The organism is uncultured Roseobacter sp. (assembly GCF_947501835.1).
Lineage (GTDB): Bacteria > Pseudomonadota > Alphaproteobacteria > Rhodobacterales > Rhodobacteraceae > Roseobacter.
Genome location: NZ_CANMXR010000005.1, coordinates 197,064 through 220,322, shown reverse-complemented (window position 1 = coordinate 220,322; position 23,259 = coordinate 197,064). Strand labels below are relative to the sequence as shown.

Below are 23,259 nucleotides of genomic sequence, written 5' to 3'. Positions count from 1 at the left end.
AGGCGCGGGGGAACACGATGAAACATGCCGAAACAGTCACTTTTGGCGGGTCCGCGCTGGATCGCGCAGGCGAATTGCGAACCGATGATGGCGCGGTCGAAACGTTGCGAAATCATCCCGATACGCGGGCAATTCTGTTCTGGCGCGGCAAACCCCTGATCAATACGGAAAACCCGGCCAGTCTAGTGCGGCTCCCTCTCGATCATCCCGTGTTGTCCGAGGCCAGCGCGGAGACGATCTTTCTGGGTCGTGAAGAGGGTGCTGGTCGGTTCGGGTTTGATCTGTCGCCCTGGGTTCCCGAATACCTGGATCCCGAAGCCTTGGGTGGGTTTCTCGATCCGTCCGAGCAGCGACATCCAAAACTACCCGCCTCGATGGCCTTTGCCGAATTGCGGCGGATCATGACATGGCTCACGCCGCGGGATGCCGAATTGGCGGCAACCGGAAAGGCGATCTTCGGATGGCATGAAAGCCATAAGTTTTGCTCAAAATGTGGTGAAAAGTCCCACATGAGCCAGGCGGGCTGGCAACGCAAATGTCCGGCATGCGCGGGCTCTCACTTTCCGCGCACGGATCCTGTCGTCATCATGCTCATCACCTCCGGCAACAAGGTTCTGATGGGACGCTCACCGGGGTGGCCCGAGGGCATGTATTCATTGCTGGCCGGATTTGTGGAACCCGGCGAGACATTGGAGGCCGCCGTGCGCCGCGAAGTTTTTGAAGAGGCCGGTATCGCGGTTGGTCCGGTGTCGTATCTCGCCAGTCAGCCCTGGCCCTTCCCGTCCTCTTTGATGTTCGGCTGTCGCGGGGACGCTCTGAACGAGGACATCACCATTGATCCGGTGGAAATCGAAGACGCCCTATGGATCAGTCGCGAAGAGATGATGCAGATTTTTGCAAGCGACCATCCAAAGATATTGCCCGCCCGCAAAGGGGCGATCGCGCATTTTTTGCTGGAAAACTGGCTTGCGGACCGGCTGGATTGAACCGAGACTGGGCCAACAGGACTGAGCAGGCGACCGCATGAAATTCTCCACCCAAGAGGACATGGAAGCTCCCATCGCGGCAGTTTTTGAGATGTTGTCATCCTTTGAGAACTACGAACGCGCGGCGATGCGGCGGGGCGCGGATGTCAGGCGGGTGGACGGCCTGCCGGTGCCGGGCATCGGCATGAAGTGGGACGCGCAATTTGACCTGCGCGGAAAGCAACGGTCTCTGAGTGTCGAAGTCATCACTTACGATCCGCCCAACGAGATGGTGATGGAGCTGACCTCACCAGGGCTCTACGGCAGCACAAGTTGCGAACTCATCGCGCTGTCGCGCACCCGGACGCGGATCATGATCGCCCTCGAAGTGCGTCCTCAAACCCTGGCGGCGCGAGTCATGTTGCAACCTTTGAAACTTACCAAAGCGACGTTGAACAAACGCTTCAAGGCGCGGGCGGCGCAGTATCTCAAGGAAATCGAAGCAGGCTATCAGGCGCGCGCGTAGGGCCAGCGTCGCAAACGAACGTCTTGGATTTGCCCAAAGCGCGCCCCGACTCCACCGTTTTTCGATGGTCACGTCGCGCCATGATAACCCTTCTGCGTCTCCATTACCGCCGCATCCTGGTGGGTACCCTGTTTTTCGGCTTGGCGGGATTCTTGCAGTTTCACGCCGTTGATGATGGCGTGCCGCTCGCGTTCGACTTCCTGATCACCGCAATCTTTATGGGGATCATAGCGGTTCTGGGATTCGTGGGCGTGGCGCTCTTTCCAAGCTTTCGGGTGGTGATGGAACTCGGCGGGATCGTCTTTTTCATCACCAGCGTTTGGCAAAACACCGCTCTGTCGACGCTTTCGCGGGGCGTGCCCGAGTGGCTGTCGACCTTTTCGTTCTTCGTGCTGTTCGCCGTTCTGCATCATGTCCTTTACGGATCGTGGTGGCAGAAATCCGGCCTGGGGGTCGCAGTGCGCCTGCGGTCGCGGTTCAAAACCCGGTCGACGCCTGCGCAGGTCTGGGCGCGCCTGGTACCTGATCCGAACAATCTGGAGGCTTATTACTCCGGTACGTTGCGTGGCTTTGATCCCGTGCCGGGTGCACCCGAGCAGTATATTCAAAAAATCGGGTTGGGCGGAAGTGCAGTTTTGGAGTTGCACGTCGAGGTGACGGAGTTCGCATTGCATCGGCGGTATGCGTACAAATTCCACGCCAGAACCAGCGCCCGCAATCGGGATTTCAACAAGGGAACATGCGAAATCACGCTGACCGATCTGGGCGATGAGGGTACCCTGGTCGAGATCTTTGAAATCAACGAAAAGCTGGCAGTGGGCGAAGCCCTGTTGATGTGGTTTGACCACCTTGGCGCGCAGGTCAGCGCCTCGGCCCGAGCCGTCCTTGAGGGGTCGCGCGACCTGACGCTGCTCGGCAAGTTGCGGCGTGAGGTTCGAGCGCTCAGCTGATCCTGAACCTTCAGTTGCGCCCGGGGTCCGCCGGGTAGACACCCAGTATTTCGACCATATTGGTGAAGTAATCCAACTCATCCAACGCGCGACGCACGCCGGGATCATCCGGGTGGCCTTCGATATCGGCATAAAACTGCGTAGCGGTGAACGAGCCACCAACCATATAGCTTTCCAGCTTGGTCATGTTGATCCCGTTGGTGGCAAAGCCGCCCATGGCCTTGTAGAGCGCCGCCGGGATGTTGCGGACCTCAAAGACAAAGCTGGTGATCATCCCGTGATCGCCCCGGCGCGTGATATCGGCCTGGGGCGACATCAGCAGAAAGCGCGTGGTGTTGTTGCCCTCATCCTCGATGTGCCGCGCCAGCAGGTCGAGGCCATAGATCTCGCCGGCCAATTCGCTGGCGAGTGCGGCCATGGTCGGATCGCCGCCCGCCGCCACGTCCTTGGCCGAACCCGCGGTGTCCGCGCCGGTCACGCGGGAAATGCCATGTTGTGCGAGGAAATCCTTGCATTGCCCCAACAAAACGGTGTGGCTCATGGCACTTTTGACATCAGCGATTTTCGTACCGGGAAGCGCCAGCAGGTTGATGTGAACGCGGACAAAAGCCTCTTCGATGATGTTCAGGCCCGACTTCGGCAACAGCGAATGGATGTCCGCGACGCGTCCGTAGGTGGAGTTTTCGACCGGCAGCATCGCCAGCTCGGCTTTGCCCGACCGCACCGCATCAATCGCATCCTCAAAGGTGGCGCAGGGCACGGGGGTCATATTGGGTCGGGCCATGCGGCAGGCTTCGTGGCTATAGGCGCCAAGTTCACCCTGAAATGCGATACGGGCGGAAGTTGCGGTGCTCATTAAGTGGTCCTTGGTATTTTTCTTCTATGCGGGGTCGATTGGTCGCGGTAAGTACACCTTGCCACCAGCAAGGTGAAGCAATAGATACCGCGCAAATGCATAGCAACGGACCATAAAGCCATGTTTGATACAATGACCTTCACCAAAGCGGCCGGCGGCATCTGCGGCGCGCTGCTTGTGCTCCTTCTTGGTAAATGGATGGCCGAAGAGCTGTACCACGTAGATAGCCACGGCGAAGCATCATATGTGATCGAAGTGGAGGGCGGCGAAGAAGTTGCTGAGGTCGAGGAAGTGGATTTCGCAACGATCCTCGCATCCGCCAGCGCCGAGGATGGCGCCAAGGTTTTCCGCAAGTGTTCTGCCTGTCACAAGCTGGTTGATGGCGAGAACGGTACCGGTCCGCACCTTTATGGCGTGGTTGGACGCGATAAGGGCGCCGTTGGCGGTTTCAACTACTCAGACACGCTGGCTTCGATGGACGGTGCATGGAGCGCGGACAACCTGAACGGGTTCCTTGAGAAACCTTCCTCCTATGCTCCGGGCACGTCGATGAGCTTTGCGGGTCTTAAGAAAGTTGAAGAGCGCGCCGACCTGATTGCCTATCTGGACAGCCTCGACGACTGATATTAACCGGTCTTTAACCAAAAAAGCCGCTTGTTGAAATGCAAGTGGCTTTTTTGTTGCGCGTCGGCGGCTTTCGACACCTCGGATCACATTTTCGCAACTTGTAACTTGGCGCAACGTCCCGTTAGCTTACATGGTTAACGACAAGAACGCCGAACCGCGCGGCGCCAGACCGGAGGATATGCCAGATGAAAGCCCTACAGGCGAACACGATCATGCCAAACCCTGTTCTTTTTGCGCTCAAGCTGAGTCTGTGTTTGGTGGTGTTGTTGCTGGCATTGATCTGGTCGAATGACGCGCGGGCCGAAGAAAAGACGATCGTCAGCCACGGTTATTCCTTCTACGGAAACCTGTCCTACCCGGAAGACTACACCCACTTCAATTACGTGAACCCCGATGCGCCCAAAGGCGGCGAAATCTCATTCTCCGCACTGGGCACGTTTGATTCGATGAACCCTTTTACCCGCAAGGGCCGCGGTGGGGCGCTCAGCACCATCATGTATGAAAGCCTGTTGGGGGAGGGCACCGGCGGTACGACCGCGCCCGCCGATGTTTTCGCGGAATACTACGGGCTGGTGGCAGAACGTTTGGAATATGATGAAGGCAAGAATTGGGTCATCTTCTATCTGAGACCCGAGGCGCGGTTTTCAGACGGCACACCGCTTACGGCCCATGATGCGGCGTTCAGCCAGCAGCTTATCCTGGAGCAAGGGCTGAAATCCTACGCGGATGCGGTAAGCAAGCGCATCACCGACATCGAGGTGATTGACGACCACACCATCAAATATTCCTTCACCCCCGGCATTTCGCGCCGGAGCCTGATCGAGGTTGTCGGCGGCATGACGATTTTCTCAAAGGCCTGGTATGAGAAAACCGGCGCGCGGCTGGATGAAAGCCGATTGGATATTTCCCCTGGTTCCGGGCCCTATATGGTCGATACCATCGATGTAAACCGGCGGATCATCTACAAAAGAAACCCCGACTACTGGGGCAAAGACCTGCCCTTTAACGTCGGTCGGAACAATTTCGACACCATACGCGTCGAGTATTTTGGTGATGAAAACGCCGCGTTCGAGGCCTTCAAGGCGGGAGAGTATACCTTCCGAACCGAAGGGAATTCGCGTCAATGGGCCACGGCCTACGATTTCCCCAAGGTGAACAACGCGCAGATCGTGAAGAAGGAATTGCCCGATGGCTCGCCACCCACACCGACGGGCTTTGTCTTCAATCTGGGGCGGGAGGTATTTCAGGATCGTCGTGTGCGGGAGGCCATAGCACTTGGGTTCAATTTCGAATGGACCAACGAGTCGCTGCAATTTGGCCTGTTCAAGCCGCGCGCGTCCTTCAATCAGGACACGGACCTGATGGCTGTGGGTGCGCCCGAGGGAGCGGAGCTTGAGTTCCTGCAGTCTCTGGGGGATCTGGTACCCGCGGAAATGCTGACCGCCGATGCGCGTGTGCCGCACACATCCAACGGCGATCGGCTGCTGGATCGTCGCAATCTGCGCCGCGCGATGAAACTGCTGGACGAGGCCGGTTGGTCCGTGGATGCCAACGGCCAGCGCCGGAACGCCGATGGGCAACCTTTGAAGATCACCTTCCTGCTGAATTCCGCAGGCTCATCCACGCTCCGCGCCGTGGTCGAAAACTTCCTGTCCAACGTGCAGGCGATGGGCATCGAAACCGTTCTGGAAGCGGTGGATGCGTCACAATATACGAGCCGCGAGCGGGATCGCGACTATGACCTTGTCTATGATCAATACATCCCTTTCCTCAGCACGGGCGGCGGCCTGCAACAGTTCTTCGGGTCCGAAGCTGCAGCATTTTCGGTCTTCAACCCGGCCGGATTGGCCAGCCCGCTGGTGGATGAAATCATCGAAGCTTCCCAGCGCATGGAGACCAAGGAAGACACCGATGTGACCCTGATGGCGCTGGACCGGGCGCTGCGGTATGAGTTTTTTATGATCCCCACATGGTACAATGACAGCTTCTGGGTGGCTTATTACGACCAGTATGAGCACCCCGAAGAAATCCCACCCTTCGCGTTGGGTCAGCTGGACTTCTGGTGGTACAATCAGGACAAGGCGGACGCCTTGCGCGCTGCCGGTGCGCTGAGGTAGCAGCCAACCATGGGCGCCTATATTGTCAGAAGGCTTTTGCTGATCATCCCGACGCTATTGGGGATCATGCTCATCAACTTTGCGCTGGTGCAATTTGTCCCAGGTGGTCCGGTGGAGCAGGCAATCGCCCGCGCTCAGGGTGAGGGCGACGTTTTTGGCGGTTTTGCCGGTGCGGGCAATGATGCAGGCAATTCCGATCTGCCCAGCAATGACAGTCAATATGTCGGTGCCCGGGGCCTGCCGCCCGAATTCATCGCCGAACTGGAACGGGAATTCGGTTTTGACAAACCGCCCGTCGAGCGATTTCTGAACATGATCTGGAACTATATGCGGTTCGATTTCGGGGAGAGCTATTTCCGCTCGATTTCGGTCATCGAGCTGATCAAGGAGAAACTTCCCGTCTCCATCACGCTGGGGCTGTGGTCCACGCTGATCGCCTATCTGGTGTCGATCCCGCTGGGCATCCGCAAGGCGGTCAAGGACGGTACCAGTTTTGATACATGGACGTCGGGTGCCATCATCGCGGCCTATGCGATCCCCGGGTTTCTTTTTGCGATCCTGCTGCTGGTGCTTTTTGCGGGCGGGTCCTATTGGCAGATCTTCCCACTGCGCGGTCTGACGTCCGATAATTTCGACCAGTTGAGCCCACTGGGCAAGGTGGCGGATTACTTCTGGCACATCACGCTGCCGGTGCTCGCTTCGACTATCTCGGCCTTTGCCACGCTGACGCTGCTGACCAAGAACAGCTTTCTTGATGAGATCAAAAAGCACTACGTGATTACGGCGCGCGCCAAAGGTTTATCGGAAAGCCGGGTCCTATACGGGCACGTCTTCCGCAACGCGATGCTGATCGTGATCGCGGGGTTTCCTGCCGTTTTCATCGGCGTATTCTTTGGCGGGTCGCTGATCATCGAGACGATTTTCAGCCTGGATGGGCTCGGGCGTCTGGGCTTTGAGGCTGCTGTCGCGCGCGACTACCCCATCGTCTTTGGCACGCTCTTCATCTTTGGCCTCATCGGTCTGCTGGTCGGGATCATTTCGGACCTGATGTATGTGCTGGTCGATCCGCGCATCGACTTTGAACGGAGGGAAGGCTGATGGCACTCTCACCGCTCAACCAGCGCCGCTGGCGCAATTTCAAACGCAACCGGCGGGCGTTCTGGTCGCTGTGGATTTTCGCGGTTCTCTTCGGGTTGTCGTTGATCGCCGAGTTCATCGCTTATGACAAACCCATTCTGGTGCAATATCGCGGCAGCTACTACACGCCGATCTGGAATTTCTATCCCGAGACGGAATTCGGCGGCGATTTCCAGACCGAAGCCGTCTACCGCGATCCGGAGGTGAAATGCCTGATCGAAACCGGCGGCCTTGATCTGTGCTTTGATGACCCGGATGCCTACTATGAGGACGCGCAGGATGGCATCATCGACGGCGAGGAAATCGAAAAAGGCTGGGCGCTCTGGCCGTTGATCCCCTATTCCTACGACACTGCGGTGGACCGTCCGGGCGCGGCCCCGCTGCCGCCCAATGGGGAAAACCTGTTGGGGACCGATGGCACTAAACGCGATGTGCTTGCCCGGGTGATCCACGGTTTTCGGCTGTCGATCTTCTTCACGCTGCTGGTGACTGGCGCCTCCAGCCTCATCGGCATCATTGCGGGGGCCGTGCAGGGGTTCTTCGGCGGCAAGACCGATCTGATTTTCCAACGGATCATCGAGATCTGGGCCTCCACGCCCTCGCTTTACGTGATCATCATCATGTTTGCGATTCTGGGTCGAAGTTTCTGGTTGCTGGTCTTCTTGCTGGTGCTCTTCAGTTGGACCTCGCTGGTGGGGGTCGTGCGCGCCGAGTTCCTGCGCGCTCGAAATCTTGAATACGTCCGCGCCGCCCGCGCTTTGGGCGTCAGCAACATCACGATCATGTTCCGCCACATGCTGCCCAATGCGATGGTCGCGATGCTGACCATGCTGCCCTTCATCATCACCGGCACGATCTCCACGCTGGCGATCCTGGATTTCCTAGGCTTCGGCCTGCCGTCCTCTGCGCCGTCGTTGGGCGAGCTGACCCTGCAGGCCAAGCAAAACCTGCAGGCCCCCTGGCTTGCCTTCACGGCCTTCTTCACCTTTGCGATCATGTTGTCGCTGCTGGTCTTCATTTTTGAAGGCATCCGCGATGCCTTTGATCCCCGAAAGACGTTTTCATGACAGCATTACTAGAGGTCAAAGACCTGCGGGTCAGCTTTCGGCAGGATGGTGCTGTGACTGAGGCCGTCAAGGGCGTCAGCTTTGCCGTGGAGCGTGGCGAAACGGTGGCTCTGGTCGGCGAATCCGGTTCGGGGAAGTCGGTCTCGGCGCTCTCCACCGTGTCCTTGCTGGGGGAAAGCGCGGAGATTTCCGGCTCCGTCACCTATGACGGGAAACAGATGATCGGCGCGGATGAAGCGCAACTGCGCAAGGTGCGCGGCAATGACATCAGCTTTATCTTTCAGGAGCCGATGACCTCGTTGAACCCGCTGCATACGATCGAAAAGCAGCTCGCCGAAAGCCTTGCGCTGCATCAGGGATTGGCCGGGGCGGCCGCGCGCGCGCGTATTCTGGAATTGCTGGAGCAGGTGGGCATTCAGGACGCCGAAAGCCGGATTGCAAGCTACCCGCACCAGCTTTCCGGCGGGCAGCGCCAGCGTGTCATGATCGCCATGGCGCTGGCCAATGAGCCGGATGTGCTGATCGCCGATGAGCCGACGACTGCGCTCGATGTGACCATTCAGGCGCAGATCCTGGACCTTTTGAAGGAGCTCAAGGATCGGCTTGGCATGGGCCTTTTGTTCATCACCCATGATCTGGGTATTGTGCGGCGCATCGCCGACCGGGTCTGCGTCATGCAGCATGGCGAGATTGTGGAAACCGGACCGACCCGTGACATTTTCGACAATCCACAACACCCCTACACCAATAAGCTGCTGAGCGCGGAACCCTCCGGCGCGCCGGTGCCGGTGCCCGACAATGCCGAAGTTGTCGCGCAAACCGACAATCTGAAAATCTGGTTTCCCATTCAGGCCGGGTTGCTGCGCCGTACCGTGGGCCATGTGAAGGCCGTCAACGACGCGAGCCTGACCGTGCGGGCGGGTGAAACCATCGGGATCGTGGGTGAAAGCGGCTCTGGCAAGACCACGCTGGCCCTGGCGATCATGCGGCTGATTGCGTCAGAAGGGCAGATCGTCTTCATGGGGCAGGATGTGCGCAAGTGGTCGACACGCCAGCTGCGCGGGCTGCGCAAGGACATGCAGATCGTGTTTCAGGACCCGTTTGGCAGTCTGAGCCCCCGGATGACCTGCGCGCAGATCATCTCCGAGGGTTTGGGCATTCATAAGGTAGATGCCGACCGCGACCCCCGTGACCTCGTGCGCGAGGTGATGGTGGAGGTGGGCCTCGATCCGGCCACAATGGACCGTTACCCGCACGAGTTCTCGGGCGGGCAGCGTCAGCGGATCGCCATTGCCCGCGCGATGGTGCTGCGGCCGCGCCTTTTGGTTCTGGATGAGCCGACATCAGCGCTGGATATGACGGTTCAGGTGCAGATCGTGGATCTTTTGCGGAACCTGCAGGAAAAATACGGGCTGGCCTATATCTTCATCAGTCACGATCTTAATGTCGTGCGTGCCATGTCTCATCAGGTGATGGTGATGAAACGCGGTGACGTGGTCGAAGTGGGCGATGTGGACACGATTTTTGACGCGCCATCCCATGACTATACCCGCACGCTGCTGCAGGCGACGGGCTGACTACCTGGTTTCAGATCGCCGTGGCGTGCCCGGCACCTGAGAGCGCATAGGCGTCAAAGTGGCGGGCAATGATGCGGGCGAGCGCTTGTGCTTCTTGTCTTATGCGCAGCCCGTCTTCGGTGAGCTGCACCATTTCACCAAACCGCTCCGATGCATTCTGGAGCAGTTGTCTGATTTGGCCGCTGGCCTGCGGGAAACGGGCGATAACATCATCGTAGCTGACGTAGAAATCGCACATGATCGCTTCGATGATGCGGGCGCGCAGCTGGTCCTCTGCTGAAAACACATGCCCTCTGGAGACCGCAAATCGGCCCGCGTCGATGGACCTGGCATAGTCCGAGGTCGCCGCAGCGTTTTGCGCATAGCCCTGCGGGAACCGAGAAATCGCTGAGGCGCCCACACCAATCAAAACATCTGCCGGATCATCGGTATAGCCCTGAAAATTTCTCCGTAACTGGCCGGTTCTTGCCGCTATCGCCAGGCTGTCGTGCGGTGCCGCGAAATGATCGATGCCGATCTGCTGGTAGCCGTCCCATTCAAACAACTGCTTGGCGGTTTCAAAGAGTTTCAGACGTTTCTCTGGTGTCGGCAGCGATTCGGTTGGGATCATCGATTGTCGCCGCGCCATCCAGGGCACATGCGCGTACCCGTATAAGGCAATGCGGTCGGGGTTGAGCGTCAGCAATTTCTGAACCGAGGTGGCGATGCGCGCAGTGTCCTGATGCGGCAGGCCGAAGAGGATGTCGGCATTCAGCGACGTGATCTGCGCGGATCGCAACAATTGTGCGGCATCCCGCGTCACCTCGAACCCCTGAAGGCGCCCGATTGTGGTTTGTACCTCCGGGTCGAAATCCTGCACGCCGATGGAGGCCCGGGTCATCCCCGCACGTGCCAGCGCCGCCACCCGGGCCGAATCAATCTCCTTTGGGTCGACCTCGACGGAAAACTCGGCCCCTTCGGCAAGCGGTGTAACGGCGGTAATCGCAGCAGCCAGTTCGTCAATCATATCCGGGGACAACAAAGTCGGGGTCCCGCCGCCCCAATGCATACGACTTAGTGTCACACCATGTGGCAGGTTCTGCCCCAGCAAGGCGATCTCGGTGCGCAGTCTTTTGAGATAGCCCGCAACCGGTGAGAGGCTTTGCGTGCCTTGCGTCCGGCAGGCACAAAACCAGCACAAATGCCTGCAAAACGGGATGTGCAGGTAAAGCGATATCTGGCTTCCAGGAGCGATAGACCGTACCCACGCCTGCATCTGTGCGCCACCAACATCAGCGTTGAACTGAGGTGCTGTCGGGTAACTTGTGTAACGCGGTACCTTCGCGTCAAAAAGCCCCAGCTTGGCTAACTTGGACGTCATGTGCATAGTGGTACAATGGCCAGCGCAGTGTCAGCATTCTTTGACACAGATCAAAATGGGAAACCGACGTGCAACAACTAGTGTCTCCAACCATCAAAAGCTGTTCCGAATGCCCGATCCGTCACCGGGCCGTCTGCGCCAAATGTGACCGGGATGAGTTGGAACTGTTGGAAGACATCAAATATTACCGCAGCTTTTCAGCCGGTCAGACCGTGATGTGGGCGGGCGACCATATGGATTTCGTGGCCTCTGTGGTCTCCGGCGTTGCAACGCTGACCCAAACCATGGAGGACGGCCGGACGCAGATGGTGGGCCTGCTGCTGCCTTCTGATTTCGTCGGTCGCCCGGGGCGCGCTTCTGCGGCCTATACGGTATCGGCGACAACCGACCTGATGATGTGCTGCTTTCGGCGCAAACCCTTTGAGCAGATGATCAACACCACGCCGCATATTGCGCATCGGTTGCTCGAAATGACCCTGGATGAGTTGGATGCCGCCCGCGAATGGATGCTTGTCTTGGGCCGCAAGACAGCGCGCGAGAAAATCGCGAGTTTGCTGTCGATCATTGCACGGCGGGATGCCGTTCTGGATGGCAGTGCACCGGGCAAAGCGCTTGAAATCGAGTTGCCGCTCACACGCGAAGCGATGGCCGACTATCTTGGCCTGACACTGGAAACAGTCAGCCGCCAGGTCTCTGCATTGAAGCGCGACAAGGTCATTACGCTGAGCGGTAAACGCAGCATCACGGTCCCGGACATGGATCGGTTGCTGCTTGAGGCCGGCGATGACAGCGATGGCGGTATTTTGAGCTGATGGGAAGCCGCGTTGTCCGAAGATCTCGGGCGACCGCGCAAGCCTGATCAGTGCGCCATGAACACAGGCGTTTGCGCGTGTTCCAGCATTTCACGGGTGGCACCGCCGAGCACCGCCTCGCGGAACCGGGAATGACCGTAGGCGCCCATCACCAGCATCTGCGCACCGGTCTCCGTCGCATGGCGTCGCAGGCGCTCGCTGACCTTGGCCCCGCTGCGGGTCATCACCTGAATGTCGCAGCTGATCCCATGCCGCGCCAGCATCACCGCCAGCGCACCGCCGGGGTCGGACCGGTCCGGCGCGTGTTCTGGTGGATCGATGATCGCAATATGCACCTCCTTTGCCGATTGCATCAGCGGTACGGCGGCCCGGACGGCGCGCAGGGCCTCGGCACTTTCATTCCAGCCGATGACAATCCTCTCGGGCCGGCCAACGGGATCCACGTCCGGCGTCACCACGGTTGGACAACCCGCATCGAACATCATGGTCTCAAGGATGACGTTTTCTTCGGCCCGGCTGTTGCTGCGGTAGGGCAGGGAGGCCACACATAGATCCGCAAAGCGCGCAGCCTTCGACAGCGGCATGCTCATGTCGGTGAAGGTGGCGACCGAATTCGTCGCATTCCAGCGGATGTTGCTTTTACCGAGCCATTCTATCACTTGCTCTCTTGTGCTTTCGGCCTGAGCATGTGCTTCTTCTATAGCGGCCTGCATAATCACCGCATTTGCGCCGACCTCGTAATAATTGCTGCGTGACCGGTCGATCCCAAGGCACATGACTTCCAGATGGGCGTCCTGCGCCTCCGTCAGTCTGGCCGCCTGCACCAATGCCGCTTTGCTGGTATCAAAGGACGAAAGGGCAGTGAAAATGGTTTTGAAAGACATGGTCCGGATCCTTTCCAACGGTATTTGGACCGGACTATAGCGGTGGGTTTTTGTGGAGCCTTGATCGGTGTCAGGCAAAAACCCCACAATACTTGATGCAGATCAAGGTCGTTCGGACCATTCCGCGCGACATGAGACCAGTTACGAACTTCCCTGCGCCCGGCGCGGGGCAAAGCGGAAGGGAACCCGGACCAATGAATACCGGAACACTCAATTACGTGAAGCTGGTGGTGCTCGCGCTCGCCACGCTGTTTGCGATGATCGCAGCCAGCTACGCGCGCGATCTGGCCTATCAGCTTCACATGGTCATTTTCATGATCGTGGCGGCGGGGTTGTTTCTCACAACACTGCGCGCAACGGATGAACCCGTCACACCAACGCCCAGCCATGAATATTTTGACAGTGTGGTGCGCGCAGGCGTCATCGCAACCGCCTTTTGGGGGGTTGTCGGATTTCTGGTGGGCGTGGTCATCGCCTTTCAGCTGGCTTTTCCGGCGCTGAATTTCGCGTGGGCTGAGGGCTACGCCAACTTTGGAAGATTGCGACCGCTGCACACCTCTGCGGTGATTTTTGCGTTTGGCGGCAACGCTTTGATCGCCACGTCATTCTATGTGGTGCAGCGGACCTCCGCCGCGCGGCTCTGGGGCGGCAATCTGGGCTGGTTCGTCTTCTGGGGCTATCAGCTCTTCATCGTGCTCGCGGCCACTGGTTACCTGCTGGGTGGCACCCAGTCCAAGGAATACGCGGAACCCGAATGGTACGTCGATATCTGGCTGACCATCGTCTGGGTCGCCTATCTGGCGGTCTTCCTCGGGACAATCGTGAAGCGGAAAGAGCCGCATATCTACGTCGCGAACTGGTTCTACCTGGCCTTCATCGTGACCGTCGCGATGCTGCACATCGTCAATAACATCTCCATCCCCGTCTCGATCTGGGGCAGCAAATCGGTGCAGGTCTTTTCGGGCGTGCAGGATGCGATGGTGCAATGGTGGTACGGCCACAATGCGGTGGGCTTCTTCCTGACCGCGGGCTTCCTGGGCATGATGTATTACTTCGTGCCAAAACAGGCCGAACGCCCCGTCTTCTCCTACAAGCTCTCGATCATCCACTTCTGGGCGCTGATTTTCCTGTACATCTGGGCGGGCCCGCACCACTTGCACTACACCGCGCTACCGGATTGGGCGGCAACCTTGGGCATGGTCTTCTCGATCATCCTGTGGATGCCCAGCTGGGGCGGCATGATCAATGGTCTGATGACGTTGCAGGGCGCCTGGGACAAGCTGCGCACCGACCCCGTTTTGCGGATGATGGTGACCTCGCTGGCCTTCTACGGCATGTCGACCTTCGAGGGGCCGATGATGTCGATCCGCTCGGTCAACTCGCTGTCGCATTACACCGACTGGACCATTGGGCACGTGCACTCCGGTGCGCTCGGTTGGAACGGGCTGATCACCTTTGGCGCGCTCTACTACCTGGTGCCGGTGCTTTGGAAACGCGAACGGCTCTACAGCCTTGGCCTCGTCAGCTGGCACTTCTGGCTCGCGACCATCGGCATCGTGCTCTACGCGGCCTCGATGTGGGTGACCGGCATCATGGAAGGCCTGATGTGGCGCGAAGTCGACGCCAATGGCTTCTTGGTGAACTCCTTCGCTGACACCGTGAGCGCGAAGTTCCCGATGTATGTGGTGCGTGGTCTGGGTGGGGTCCTCTTCCTCTCCGGTGCGCTCATCATGTGCTATAACTTGTGGATGACTGTCCGTGCTGCGCCTGCCAAGGCCGGCCTCGGCACAGCTGTCCCTGCTGAATAAGGAGGGAACAGATGTCGATCCTCTCAAAACACAAGTTCATCGAAACCAACGCAAGCCTGCTCTTGGTGCTCAGCTTTCTGGTGGTCACCATCGGCGGTCTGGTACAGATCGTGCCGCTCTTCTACCTCGAAAACACCATCGAGAAGGTTGAGGGCATGCGGCCCTATTCCCCGCTCGAACTCACCGGGCGCGACATCTACGTGCGCGAAGGCTGCTATGTCTGCCACAGCCAGATGATCCGTCCGATGCGCGACGAGGTGGAGCGCTATGGCCACTACTCTCTGGCGGCGGAATCCATGTACGACCACCCGCACCAATGGGGCTCCAAACGGACCGGGCCGGATCTGGCGCGGGTCGGTGGACGGTATTCGGACGACTGGCACATTGACCACCTGCGCGATCCGCAGTCGGTGGTCCCGGAATCCATCATGCCAAAATATGGCTTTCTGGAGCGGACACTGCTGGAGCCCGATCATATTGCCGATCTGTTGAAAACCCACGCGTTTGTCGGGGTGCCCTACACCGATGAGATGATCGAAGCTGCCGCCGCCGATTTCCGCGCACAGGCGGATCCCGACAGCGATTATGACGACATGTTGGAACGCTACCCGGGCGCGCAGGTGCGCAACTTTGACGGGCAGCCGGGCATTTCCGAAGCGGACGCCTTGATCGCCTATCTGCAGATGCTGGGCACTTTGGTCGATTTCTCGACCTTCACCCCAGACGCAAACCGCTAAGGAGGATCAGATGGAAACCTATACCTTCTTACGTGAATTCGCGGATAGCTGGATGCTGCTCTTGTTGTTCTGCATCTTTGTGGGCGTGGCGTTCTGGGTCTTTCGACCCGGCAGCCGCAAGGTCCATCAGGACACTGCCAACATCCCGTTCCGCCATGAAGACAGACCCGCCCCAGATCAGGAGGCATCGAAATGAGCAAAGTACCCCCAAAACAAGAGGGCGATCCGAACACCACCGGCCATACCTGGGACGGCATCGAGGAATTCGACAACCCCATGCCGCGCTGGTGGCTCTGGACCTTCTACGTGACCATCATCTGGGGCATTGGCTATACCATCGCCTATCCGGCCTGGCCGCTGGTGTCTTCTGCGACCGCAGGTTTACTTGGGTACTCCACACGCGGTGAAGTCGCCGCGGAGATTGCAGCCGTGGAAGAAGCGAATGCAGGGATCAACGCGCAGCTGGCTTCGGCGGAGCTGACCGAGATTTCGGCCAACCCGGAGCTGAACGGCTATGCCGTCTCCGCCGGGGCCGCGGTCTTCCGGACCTGGTGCGCGCAGTGCCACGGCTCGGGTGCGGCGGGTTTTGTCGGTTATCCAAACCTTCTGGATGACGATTGGCTCTGGGGCGGTGATATCGAATCGATCCACACCACCATCGCCCACGGCATCCGCAACGAGGAAGACAACGACGCGCGCTATTCCGAAATGCCCGCCTTTGGTGAAATCCTGGAACCGGAGGAAATCTCCCAGGTCGTGAACTATGTTCTGGAGCTTTCGGGCGGGCAGGCGGATGCGGCGCTGGCGGGTCCGGGGGCAGAGGTCTTTGCAGACAATTGCTCCGCCTGTCACGGCGAAAACGGCATGGGCGACCGCGAACAGGGCGCGCCCAACCTCACCGATGCCATCTGGCTCTATGGTGGGGATGTCCAAGCGCTGACCGAGACTGTGACCTATAGCCGCTATGGCGTCATGCCACCTTGGACCCAGCGGCTGAGTGAGGCTGAGATCAGGGCGGTGGCACTCTACGTGCACCAGTTGGGCGGGGGCGAGTAACCCCGCCGGCTTCACCCTCTTTTGTGGTAGGGTGCTGTCAGATCGACGTTATCGCGACAGCACCACGCCCAACCCGCAAGGACAGTTGTGACAGATCAAGCACCAACGCCCAGCCTATACGCCGCCCGCGAGCCGATTTTCCCGCGGCGTGTTTCTGGTAAGTTTCGCAACCTCAAATGGGTGATCCTCGCTGTCACTCTTGGCATCTATTACCTTGTGCCCTGGATCCGCTGGGACAGGGGGCCGAGCCTGCCGGATCAGGCGGTGCTGCTCGATCTTGCCAATCGTCGTTTTTACTTCTTCTGGATCGAAATCTGGAGCCATGAGTTCTATTTCGTGGCCGGTCTGCTGATCATGGCCGGGCTGGGGCTCTTTCTCTTTACCTCCGCGCTGGGTCGCGTCTGGTGCGGCTACGCCTGCCCACAGACCGTCTGGACCGACCTGTTCATCCTGGTGGAACGCTGGATCGAAGGCGACCGTAATGCGCGCTTGCGGTTGCATCGGCAGGCCAAGATGGATGCGCGCAAACTGCGTCTGCGGGTGACGAAATGGGTGGTATGGCTGTTGATCGCGGTGGCGACGGGCGGTGCCTGGGTTTTCTATTTTGCCGATGCGCCGACGCTGTTCGTGGACATCTTCACCGGGCAGGCCCATGCGGTAGCCTATATCACGGTGGCGGTTCTGACCGCGACAACCTTTGTATTCGGCGGGTTCATGCGGGAGCAGATCTGCATCTACGCCTGTCCCTGGCCCCGCATTCAGGCGGCCATGATGGACGAAGACACCATGACCGTCGCCTATCGCGACTGGCGGGGGGAGCCGCGCAAACATAGCCAGGAGGCCAAGACCCAACCGATGGGCGACTGCATTGATTGCATGGCCTGCGTGAACGTCTGCCCGATGGGCATCGACATCCGTGACGGGCAGCAGCTTGAATGCATCACCTGCGCGCTTTGCATCGACGCCTGCGATGATGTGATGGAGCGGATCGGCAAACCGCGTGGTTTGATCGACTACATCGCTCTCTCTGATGAAAAGCTGGAGCGGGAAGGCAATGACCCCCGCAATCCCTGGCTGCATGCGTTCCGGCCACGCACGATCCTCTATTCTGCGCTCTGGGCTGGGGTCGGCGTTGCGCTGGTCGTGGCGCTCTTCATGCGTGCCGAGATTGAGATGACCGTTGCTGCCGTGCGCAACCCGACATTTGTCACGCTCTCGGATGGGTCGATCCGCAACACCTATGACGTCCGCCTGCGCAACAAGAACGGCGAGGAACGCCTGTTCCGGCTCTTTGCCAAGGGCGATCCGACCCTGCGGGTTCAGTTGGAGGGCACCCCATATGGGTCCGTCCCGGTGCCTGCGGACACCTCGTTTCTGCAGCGGGTTTACGTGATCGCACCGCCCGGATCCGCGCCAGCGGAGGCAGAAAGAACCGATCTGCGGTTCTGGGTCGAAGATCTGACCAACGGCGACCGCGCCTACAAAGACAGCAGCTTCAGTGGAAAAGGAGAAGCGCAATGACCACCACAACCCGCAATCTGACTGGGCGCCATGTTGCCATGATCTTTGTGTCCGCGTTCACGGTGATCATCAGCGTCAACCTCTTTCTGGCGTATAGCGCGATCAGCACATTCCCCGGACTGGAAGTGCGTAACTCCTACGTTGCCAGTCAGAAATTCGACGTGGACCGCGCCGCACAGACCGCGTTGGGCTGGTCCGTTCTGGCCGAAGCGCGTGGGGGTGAGGTGCATCTGTCGATCACCGATGCCGAACGCCAACCGGTGGAAGTCGCGGCGCTTGAGGCGACGCTGGGCCGGGCAACCCATGTGCGTGATGATCAGACGCCTGCTTTTGTCTTTGATGGCACCCGCTATGTCGCACCGGCAGCATTGGCACCGGGCAACTGGAACCTGAGGATGGTTGCGCTGGCAGACGACGGCACTGAATTTCGTCAGCGTGTGATCCTGCACGTGCCAAAAGGGTCGCCGTGACCACAGCCACGACAAATACGCCGGTCGCCTGTCCTGGCTGCCTGGCGACCCCGGTTGAGGGAGCGCCCATTGCATTGCCGGAGGCACGAGTGGTCCTGTCCTTGCCGACAATCCATTGTCAGGCTTGCATCGCGAAGGTGGAAAAGGCCCTGAACGCCCATCCCGGGATCAAAAATGCACGGGTGAACCTGACCCTGAAGCGGGCTTTGGTGGAGGCGGAGCCTGAGGTGACCGCGCCTGAACTGGTCTCCTTGCTAGAGGGCGAAGGGTTCGAGGCGCATGAGCTTGATCCCGGAGCGCTCAACGAAACAGCTACCCGCATGGCAAGCCGGGACATTCTGATGCGTCTGGCCGTCGCCGGGTTTGCGTCCATGAATGTGATGTTGTTGTCGGTTGCCGTGTGGTCCGGTGCGACCGATTCCACCCGTGACCTGTTCCACTGGATTTCGGCCGCCATCGCCATTCCAGCCATCGCCTTTTCGGCGCAACCGTTTTTTCGCAATGCCTGGGCGGCGCTGCTGGCAGGGCGGTTGAATATGGATGTGCCCATCACGCTGGCCATCCTGCTGGCCCTGGTCACATCGCTCTGGGAGACGTGGTTGTCCGGGCATCATGCCTATTTTGATGCGGCTTTGACGCTGACCTTTTTCCTGCTGGCGGGCCGGTGGCTGGATGCGCGCGCGCGCTCCGCCGCCCGTTCCGCCGCTGAAGAACTGACGGCGCTGGAGGTGCCCCGCGCGTGGCGCATCGAGGCGGAAGGTCCGAGCGAAGTCTCTGTCGCGGAATTGCGGGTTGATGACCTTGTTCTGGTGCGTCCCGGAGGCCGCGCACCGGTGGACGGTGTAGTGACCGAAGGCCATTCAGAGGTCGATCGGGCCATGCTTACGGGGGAAACCCTGCCCGAAGTGCGCGGTGTTGGGGATGTGATCAGCGCGGGTGAGGTCAACCTGACCGGGCCGCTGACATTGCGTGCCACAGCCGTGGGCCAGGATACCTCCCTGCAACGCATGGCACAGCTGGTTGCTGTCGCCGAAAGCGGGCGGTCGCGGTACACCTCGCTGGCGGATCGCGCGGCCAAACTATATGCGCCGGGTGTGCATATCCTCTCTGCGCTCGCATTCCTGGGTTGGCTCATCTGGTCCGGCGACATGCGGGTGTCGCTGAATATCGCGGCGGCGGTTTTGATCATTACCTGCCCTTGCGCGCTTGGGCTTGCGGTGCCCGCGGTGACAACCGCAGCCTCGGGCAGGCTCTTTGGCAAGGGGTTGCTGATCAAGAATGCAACTGCGCTCGAACGTCTGGCTGAGGTGGATACGGTGGTTTTTGACAAGACCGGCACCCTGACCACCGGCAAACCCCGCCTGTCAAATTGGGCTGACATGAACGCGCGGCAACAAGAGGTTGCCTATGCTTTAGCGCAAGGCTCGTCCCACCCGCTTTCCCGCGCGATTGTCGCTGTGGCGCAATCAGCCGGATCGCCGGTGCAGCCCCTGACGGGCCTGGTCGAGAAGCCCGGTTTCGGGACCGAAGCCGCGGCAAACGGGCAGATCCAGCGTCTGGGCCGCCCGGATTGGGTGGGCGTCGCGGTGGAGCAGGAGGGCATATGCGCAGCCCTTGACGTCGGGGATGGCGCGCCGGTGCTTTTGACCTTCGAAGACGATGCGCGAACGGGGGCGACGGATGCCATTTCCAGTCTCAAAGACGCGGGCATTCGGGTTGTGTTGCTGTCGGGAGACCGGGTTACCGCCGTGCGTGAATTTGTGGCAGAACTAGATGTTTCCGAATGGCACGCCGCTATGTTGCCCGATCAGAAAGCACAATTTGTCAAAGCTCTCCGCGAGGAGGGGCATCATGTTTTGATGGTCGGCGATGGGCTGAATGATACCGCCGCACTGGCGACGGCACATGTCTCCATCAGTCCGGCGCAGGCCCTGGATGCGGCGCGCGCCGCCTCGGATATGGTGCTGCTGGGGCAGGATCTGTCGCCGGTGGCGGAAGCTGTTTTGGTCGCGCGTCAGGCCACAAAGCGGATCAAGGAAAATTTCCGCATTGCAACGCTCTACAATGTCATTGCGGTGCCGCTGGCGGTGGCGGGCATGGCAACGCCACTGATTGCCGCGCTGGCGATGTCGACCTCTTCGATCACCGTATCGCTGAACGCGTTGCGAGTCAGGGGGCGAGGATGAACGTGCTGGCCTATCTGATCCCGATTTCCCTGATCCTTGGCGGGCTTGGTCTTGTTGGGTTTCTCTACACGCTCAAGTCGCGCCAATACGACGATCCGGATGGCGACAGTCGCCGTATTCTCAGCGATACCTGGGACGACGCGCCGAAGCCCTGATCCAACGATCCTAGGGCTTCTGTGGTCTAGGACGGTCCAACCATCATGCAGTTGATGTTTCGTGCAGCCAGGCGGCGGCAGGCGAGATCCGCGCTGTCGCGGGTCATCCCCAGGAAGTTGGCATCAAACCCCGTTGGCTTTTTGACAACTTTCCGCAATGTGCCGTCCAGCGTTGCCATTTCCGCAAGGGCAGTGGTAACAAGCGCGCGTTCCGCGTTGTACCGGCTGTTATACTGGCCAACGTTCACACCCCACTGGTGCCCCCCGGACGTGGAAAGCCGTGTTACAACCTCATTTTCCTGCACCGGCTCACCTTCAGGCGCGGTCGCGACGTCCGTCGGGCGCATGATAGGGCGCAACGTCAGGGCCGCCAGGCCGTTGTTTGGTGCGCCGGGCTCTTGTGTCACGACCGCGGGCTCCACCGGTGTCTGCTGCGCTTCAATCAAAGCGCTGGTGATGTCAGCTGACAACACGCCGCTGGTGCTGGCTTGCGCTGCCACGGTCGGCTCCGCCGGTTTCACGGATTGTGCCACAACGGTGGCCAGAACGTCTTCGACATCCGCCACGGGCCGCAGGCGCGGACGCAGGCTCTGGCGTGTAATGCCGCTGACACGGACCGTTTTGCCCGCGCCACCTGGGGTGTAGGCTGGTTTCCGAGGCTTTTGCAGCGCCACGCGTGTTGGCGCGCGTTTGAAGCCCATGTCGAGCAACTCTGCCACCCGTGCGTTGCGCGCGCTGGTCGAAGTGCCGCCGAAAACCGTTGCAATGATGCGTTCCCGACCGCGTTCAGCGGATGCTACAAGATTAAACCCGGCTGCACGTGTGTAGCCGGTTTTGATCCCGTCAGCGCCGCGATAAGCCGCCAGTAGGCGCCGGTTGGTGTTGGCGACTTCACGAACGCCCGCATTTGTCGAACGACGCGAGAAAAGGTTATAATATTCAGGGTAGTCATAAAGTACGTGCCGTCCGAGGATCGACATATCCCGGGCCGTCGACAGGTGGCCGGATTCCGTCAGACCATGCGCGTTTTTGAAGGTTGTCCGCGTCATCCCCAGCGCTTTAGCGGTGCGGGTCATACGACGGGCAAAGGCGGCCTCGGACCCCTCAAGCGCTTCGCCGATGGCAGTTGCGGCATCATTGGCAGATTTCACAGCGGCGGCGCGGATCAGATAGCGAAAGGCAATACGCTGACCTGATTTCAAACCCAGTTTGGAGGGCGGCTCGGACGCGGCATGACGGGAAATCTTCACCTTGGTATCGAGCGAAATCTCGCCGCGCTCCACCGCTTGAAACGCGATGTAGAGCGTCATCATTTTCGTCAACGATGCAGGGTGCAATCGTGTGTCGGCGTTGCGTGAGTGCAGAACTTTGCCCGATCGGGCATCCATCACATATGCTGCATAGGGAGCAGCGGCTGCGCTGAGCGGTACAACCACCAGTAACCACAGTGCTGCGAGAACAAATAGCCCGTAACGGGCCGGCATTGCGCGCCGAACCTTCATGATAACCTGCCTTTTTTCTGCCTCATGCCGCCGAATTGTTTCGACTGGCTATTTTATGTGGAGAGGCTAACACAGCTTTGGATTTCTATAAAGTCTTTGTTTTAAGGTATTTGCGTTAACTTTTGATGAAGCGTAATCCATATCTTGGGGCGCGCTGTGGCGCGTCACCCAATTGAGCTATTGTGGCAGGAATGTGGCAAGGCGTTCGCGGAAACGCGAAAGGACTCAGTCGCTGTCGATTTCGGCGATCAGCGCGGCCAAACCGCTCAGATCGTCCAGGGCGTGATACCGGTTCCCCGGTTCGGGCGCGGGTGCCTTTTCCAGCTCCCACTCATGGCCGTGCGGTACGAAGACCCCCCAGCCACCGGCATCGATCATCGGCAGTACATCCGAGCGCATGGAATTGCCGATCATCAACCCATTCTCCGCGCCGTTGCCGTGGCGGGCAAAAATGTCCCGATAAGTTTGTGGCGTCTTGTCGGACACGATTTCAACGGCGTGAAACAAATCCCCCAAGCCAGATTGCGCCAGTTTGCGTTCCTGATCCAAAAGGTCGCCCTTGGTGATGAGAACGATGGCATGGGTCTCGCGGGCCGCCACGACAGCATCGCGCGCGTGCGGCAAGAGTTCGACAGGGTGGCGCAGCATCTCGCGACCGGCCTCCATGATTTCCGCAATCACAGGCGCTGCGACCTTGCCGTCGGTCACGTCAATTGCGGTTTCGATCATGGAAAGGGTAAAACCCTTCACGCCAAACCCGTAGTGGCCGAGGTTCCGTTTTTCAGCCGCCAGCAGTCGGTCCATCAGGGTTTCAGGGGCGGAGTATTCCGCCAGCAGGTCCGCGAAATGCGCCTGCGTCATCTGAAACACGCGTTCGTTGTGCCAAAGGGTGTCGTCGGCATCGAAACCGATTACGCTGAGCTGCCGCGCCATTCTGCCCTCCCCC

General features: G+C 59.5%; 22 protein-coding genes. 17 read left to right on the top strand and 5 right to left on the bottom strand.

From position 1 onward, the window contains the following. The first annotated feature begins 17 nt into the window (after nucleotides 1-17). From nudC to Q1A20_RS12470, 3 genes are all read left to right on the top strand, one after another. Nucleotides 18-986: an NAD(+) diphosphatase gene (nudC, locus tag Q1A20_RS12480; RefSeq protein WP_299917008.1), complete on the top strand. Its 969-nt coding sequence runs from the start codon at nucleotides 18-20 to the stop codon at nucleotides 984-986. A gap of 37 nt (nucleotides 987-1,023) precedes the next feature. Next, nucleotides 1,024-1,491: an SRPBCC family protein gene (locus tag Q1A20_RS12475; RefSeq protein ID WP_299408150.1), complete on the top strand. Its 468-nt coding sequence runs from the start codon at nucleotides 1,024-1,026 to the stop codon at nucleotides 1,489-1,491. 80 nt (nucleotides 1,492-1,571) lie between these two features. Then, nucleotides 1,572-2,441 carry a hypothetical protein gene (locus Q1A20_RS12470; protein WP_299408148.1) on the top strand — a complete coding sequence of 290 codons (870 nt, stop codon included), beginning with the start codon at nucleotides 1,572-1,574 and terminating at the stop codon, nucleotides 2,439-2,441. 10 nt (nucleotides 2,442-2,451) lie between these two features. Here Q1A20_RS12470 and Q1A20_RS12465 read toward each other — a convergent pair whose 3' ends face one another. Next, a complete protein-coding gene (locus tag Q1A20_RS12465; protein ID WP_299408145.1) occupies nucleotides 2,452-3,297 on the bottom strand; it encodes a prephenate dehydratase in 846 nt (281 codons plus the stop codon). Nucleotides 3,298-3,417: 120 nt separating this feature from the next. On the opposite strand from Q1A20_RS12465, the gene Q1A20_RS12460 reads away from it, so the two are divergent. The 5 genes from Q1A20_RS12460 to Q1A20_RS12440 all read left to right on the top strand — a co-directional run bounded on the left by Q1A20_RS12460 (nucleotide 3,418) and on the right by Q1A20_RS12440 (nucleotide 9,822). Continuing rightward, nucleotides 3,418-3,921, top strand: a complete 504-nt coding sequence (locus Q1A20_RS12460) for a cytochrome c family protein (RefSeq protein ID WP_298974664.1) — start codon at nucleotides 3,418-3,420, stop codon at nucleotides 3,919-3,921. Nucleotides 3,922-4,109: 188 nt separating this feature from the next. Further along, nucleotides 4,110-6,041, top strand: a complete 1,932-nt coding sequence (locus Q1A20_RS12455; RefSeq protein ID WP_299408142.1) for an extracellular solute-binding protein — start codon at nucleotides 4,110-4,112, stop codon at nucleotides 6,039-6,041. Between the two features lie 9 nt (nucleotides 6,042-6,050). Next, entirely contained in the window at nucleotides 6,051-7,139 is a 1,089-nt protein-coding gene (locus Q1A20_RS12450) for a microcin C ABC transporter permease YejB (RefSeq protein WP_298974666.1), read from the top strand. Next, entirely contained in the window at nucleotides 7,139-8,245 is a 1,107-nt protein-coding gene (locus Q1A20_RS12445) for an ABC transporter permease (RefSeq protein WP_298974668.1), read from the top strand. Before Q1A20_RS12450 ends, Q1A20_RS12445 begins: the two co-directional genes overlap by 1 nt. Next, nucleotides 8,242-9,822: an ABC transporter ATP-binding protein gene (locus Q1A20_RS12440; protein WP_299917007.1), complete on the top strand. Its 1,581-nt coding sequence runs from the start codon at nucleotides 8,242-8,244 to the stop codon at nucleotides 9,820-9,822. Before Q1A20_RS12445 ends, Q1A20_RS12440 begins: the two co-directional genes overlap by 4 nt. A gap of 10 nt (nucleotides 9,823-9,832) precedes the next feature. Here the strand turns inward: Q1A20_RS12440 and hemN are convergent, their stop codons facing one another. Continuing rightward, nucleotides 9,833-11,188, bottom strand: coding sequence for an oxygen-independent coproporphyrinogen III oxidase (hemN, locus tag Q1A20_RS12435; RefSeq protein ID WP_299917006.1), 1,356 nt, complete (start codon nucleotides 11,186-11,188; stop codon nucleotides 9,833-9,835). A 62-nt stretch (nucleotides 11,189-11,250) separates the two neighbouring features. Between hemN and fnrL the strand changes: the two genes are divergently transcribed. Next, nucleotides 11,251-11,994: a transcriptional regulator FnrL gene (fnrL, locus tag Q1A20_RS12430; protein ID WP_298974671.1), complete on the top strand. Its 744-nt coding sequence runs from the start codon at nucleotides 11,251-11,253 to the stop codon at nucleotides 11,992-11,994. A gap of 47 nt (nucleotides 11,995-12,041) precedes the next feature. Here fnrL and Q1A20_RS12425 read toward each other — a convergent pair whose 3' ends face one another. Further along, nucleotides 12,042-12,878: a universal stress protein gene (locus Q1A20_RS12425; protein WP_298974673.1), complete on the bottom strand. Its 837-nt coding sequence runs from the start codon at nucleotides 12,876-12,878 to the stop codon at nucleotides 12,042-12,044. A 194-nt stretch (nucleotides 12,879-13,072) separates the two neighbouring features. Here Q1A20_RS12425 and ccoN point away from each other — a divergent pair, with 194 nt between their 5' ends. From ccoN to ccoS, 8 genes are all read left to right on the top strand, one after another. Continuing rightward, a complete protein-coding gene (gene ccoN / locus Q1A20_RS12420; RefSeq protein ID WP_298974675.1) occupies nucleotides 13,073-14,686 on the top strand; it encodes a cytochrome-c oxidase, cbb3-type subunit I in 1,614 nt (537 codons plus the stop codon). A gap of 11 nt (nucleotides 14,687-14,697) precedes the next feature. Further along, nucleotides 14,698-15,423, top strand: a complete 726-nt coding sequence (ccoO, locus tag Q1A20_RS12415; protein WP_299408124.1) for a cytochrome-c oxidase, cbb3-type subunit II — start codon at nucleotides 14,698-14,700, stop codon at nucleotides 15,421-15,423. A 10-nt stretch (nucleotides 15,424-15,433) separates the two neighbouring features. Continuing rightward, entirely contained in the window at nucleotides 15,434-15,619 is a 186-nt protein-coding gene (locus Q1A20_RS12410; protein WP_298974679.1) for a cbb3-type cytochrome c oxidase subunit 3, read from the top strand. Next, nucleotides 15,616-16,479, top strand: coding sequence for a cytochrome-c oxidase, cbb3-type subunit III (ccoP, locus tag Q1A20_RS12405; protein WP_299408121.1), 864 nt, complete (start codon nucleotides 15,616-15,618; stop codon nucleotides 16,477-16,479). Before Q1A20_RS12410 ends, ccoP begins: the two co-directional genes overlap by 4 nt. A gap of 87 nt (nucleotides 16,480-16,566) precedes the next feature. Next, entirely contained in the window at nucleotides 16,567-18,000 is a 1,434-nt protein-coding gene (ccoG, locus tag Q1A20_RS12400) for a cytochrome c oxidase accessory protein CcoG (RefSeq protein ID WP_299408118.1), read from the top strand. Beyond that, nucleotides 17,997-18,470: a FixH family protein gene (locus Q1A20_RS12395; RefSeq protein ID WP_299408115.1), complete on the top strand. Its 474-nt coding sequence runs from the start codon at nucleotides 17,997-17,999 to the stop codon at nucleotides 18,468-18,470. The genes ccoG and Q1A20_RS12395 overlap by 4 nt, the downstream gene beginning before the upstream one ends. Next, on the top strand, nucleotides 18,467-20,656 hold the full coding sequence (locus Q1A20_RS12390) for a heavy metal translocating P-type ATPase (protein WP_299917005.1): 2,190 nt from the start codon (nucleotides 18,467-18,469) through the stop codon (nucleotides 20,654-20,656). Before Q1A20_RS12395 ends, Q1A20_RS12390 begins: the two co-directional genes overlap by 4 nt. Next, the gene (gene ccoS / locus Q1A20_RS12385) at nucleotides 20,653-20,811 is read left to right on the top strand and encodes a cbb3-type cytochrome oxidase assembly protein CcoS (protein ID WP_298974689.1); all 159 of its coding nucleotides are present in this window, start codon (nucleotides 20,653-20,655) and stop codon (nucleotides 20,809-20,811) included. The genes Q1A20_RS12390 and ccoS overlap by 4 nt, the downstream gene beginning before the upstream one ends. A 26-nt stretch (nucleotides 20,812-20,837) precedes the next feature. On the opposite strand, the gene Q1A20_RS12380 is transcribed toward ccoS, so the two are convergent. Together Q1A20_RS12380 and Q1A20_RS12375 are read right to left on the bottom strand one after the other, a co-directional pair. Further along, nucleotides 20,838-22,313: a D-alanyl-D-alanine carboxypeptidase family protein gene (locus tag Q1A20_RS12380; RefSeq protein ID WP_299408110.1), complete on the bottom strand. Its 1,476-nt coding sequence runs from the start codon at nucleotides 22,311-22,313 to the stop codon at nucleotides 20,838-20,840. Between the two features lie 225 nt (nucleotides 22,314-22,538). After that, nucleotides 22,539-23,246, bottom strand: coding sequence for an HAD family hydrolase (locus Q1A20_RS12375; RefSeq protein ID WP_299917004.1), 708 nt, complete (start codon nucleotides 23,244-23,246; stop codon nucleotides 22,539-22,541). Nucleotides 23,247-23,259: the final 13 nt, after the last annotated feature.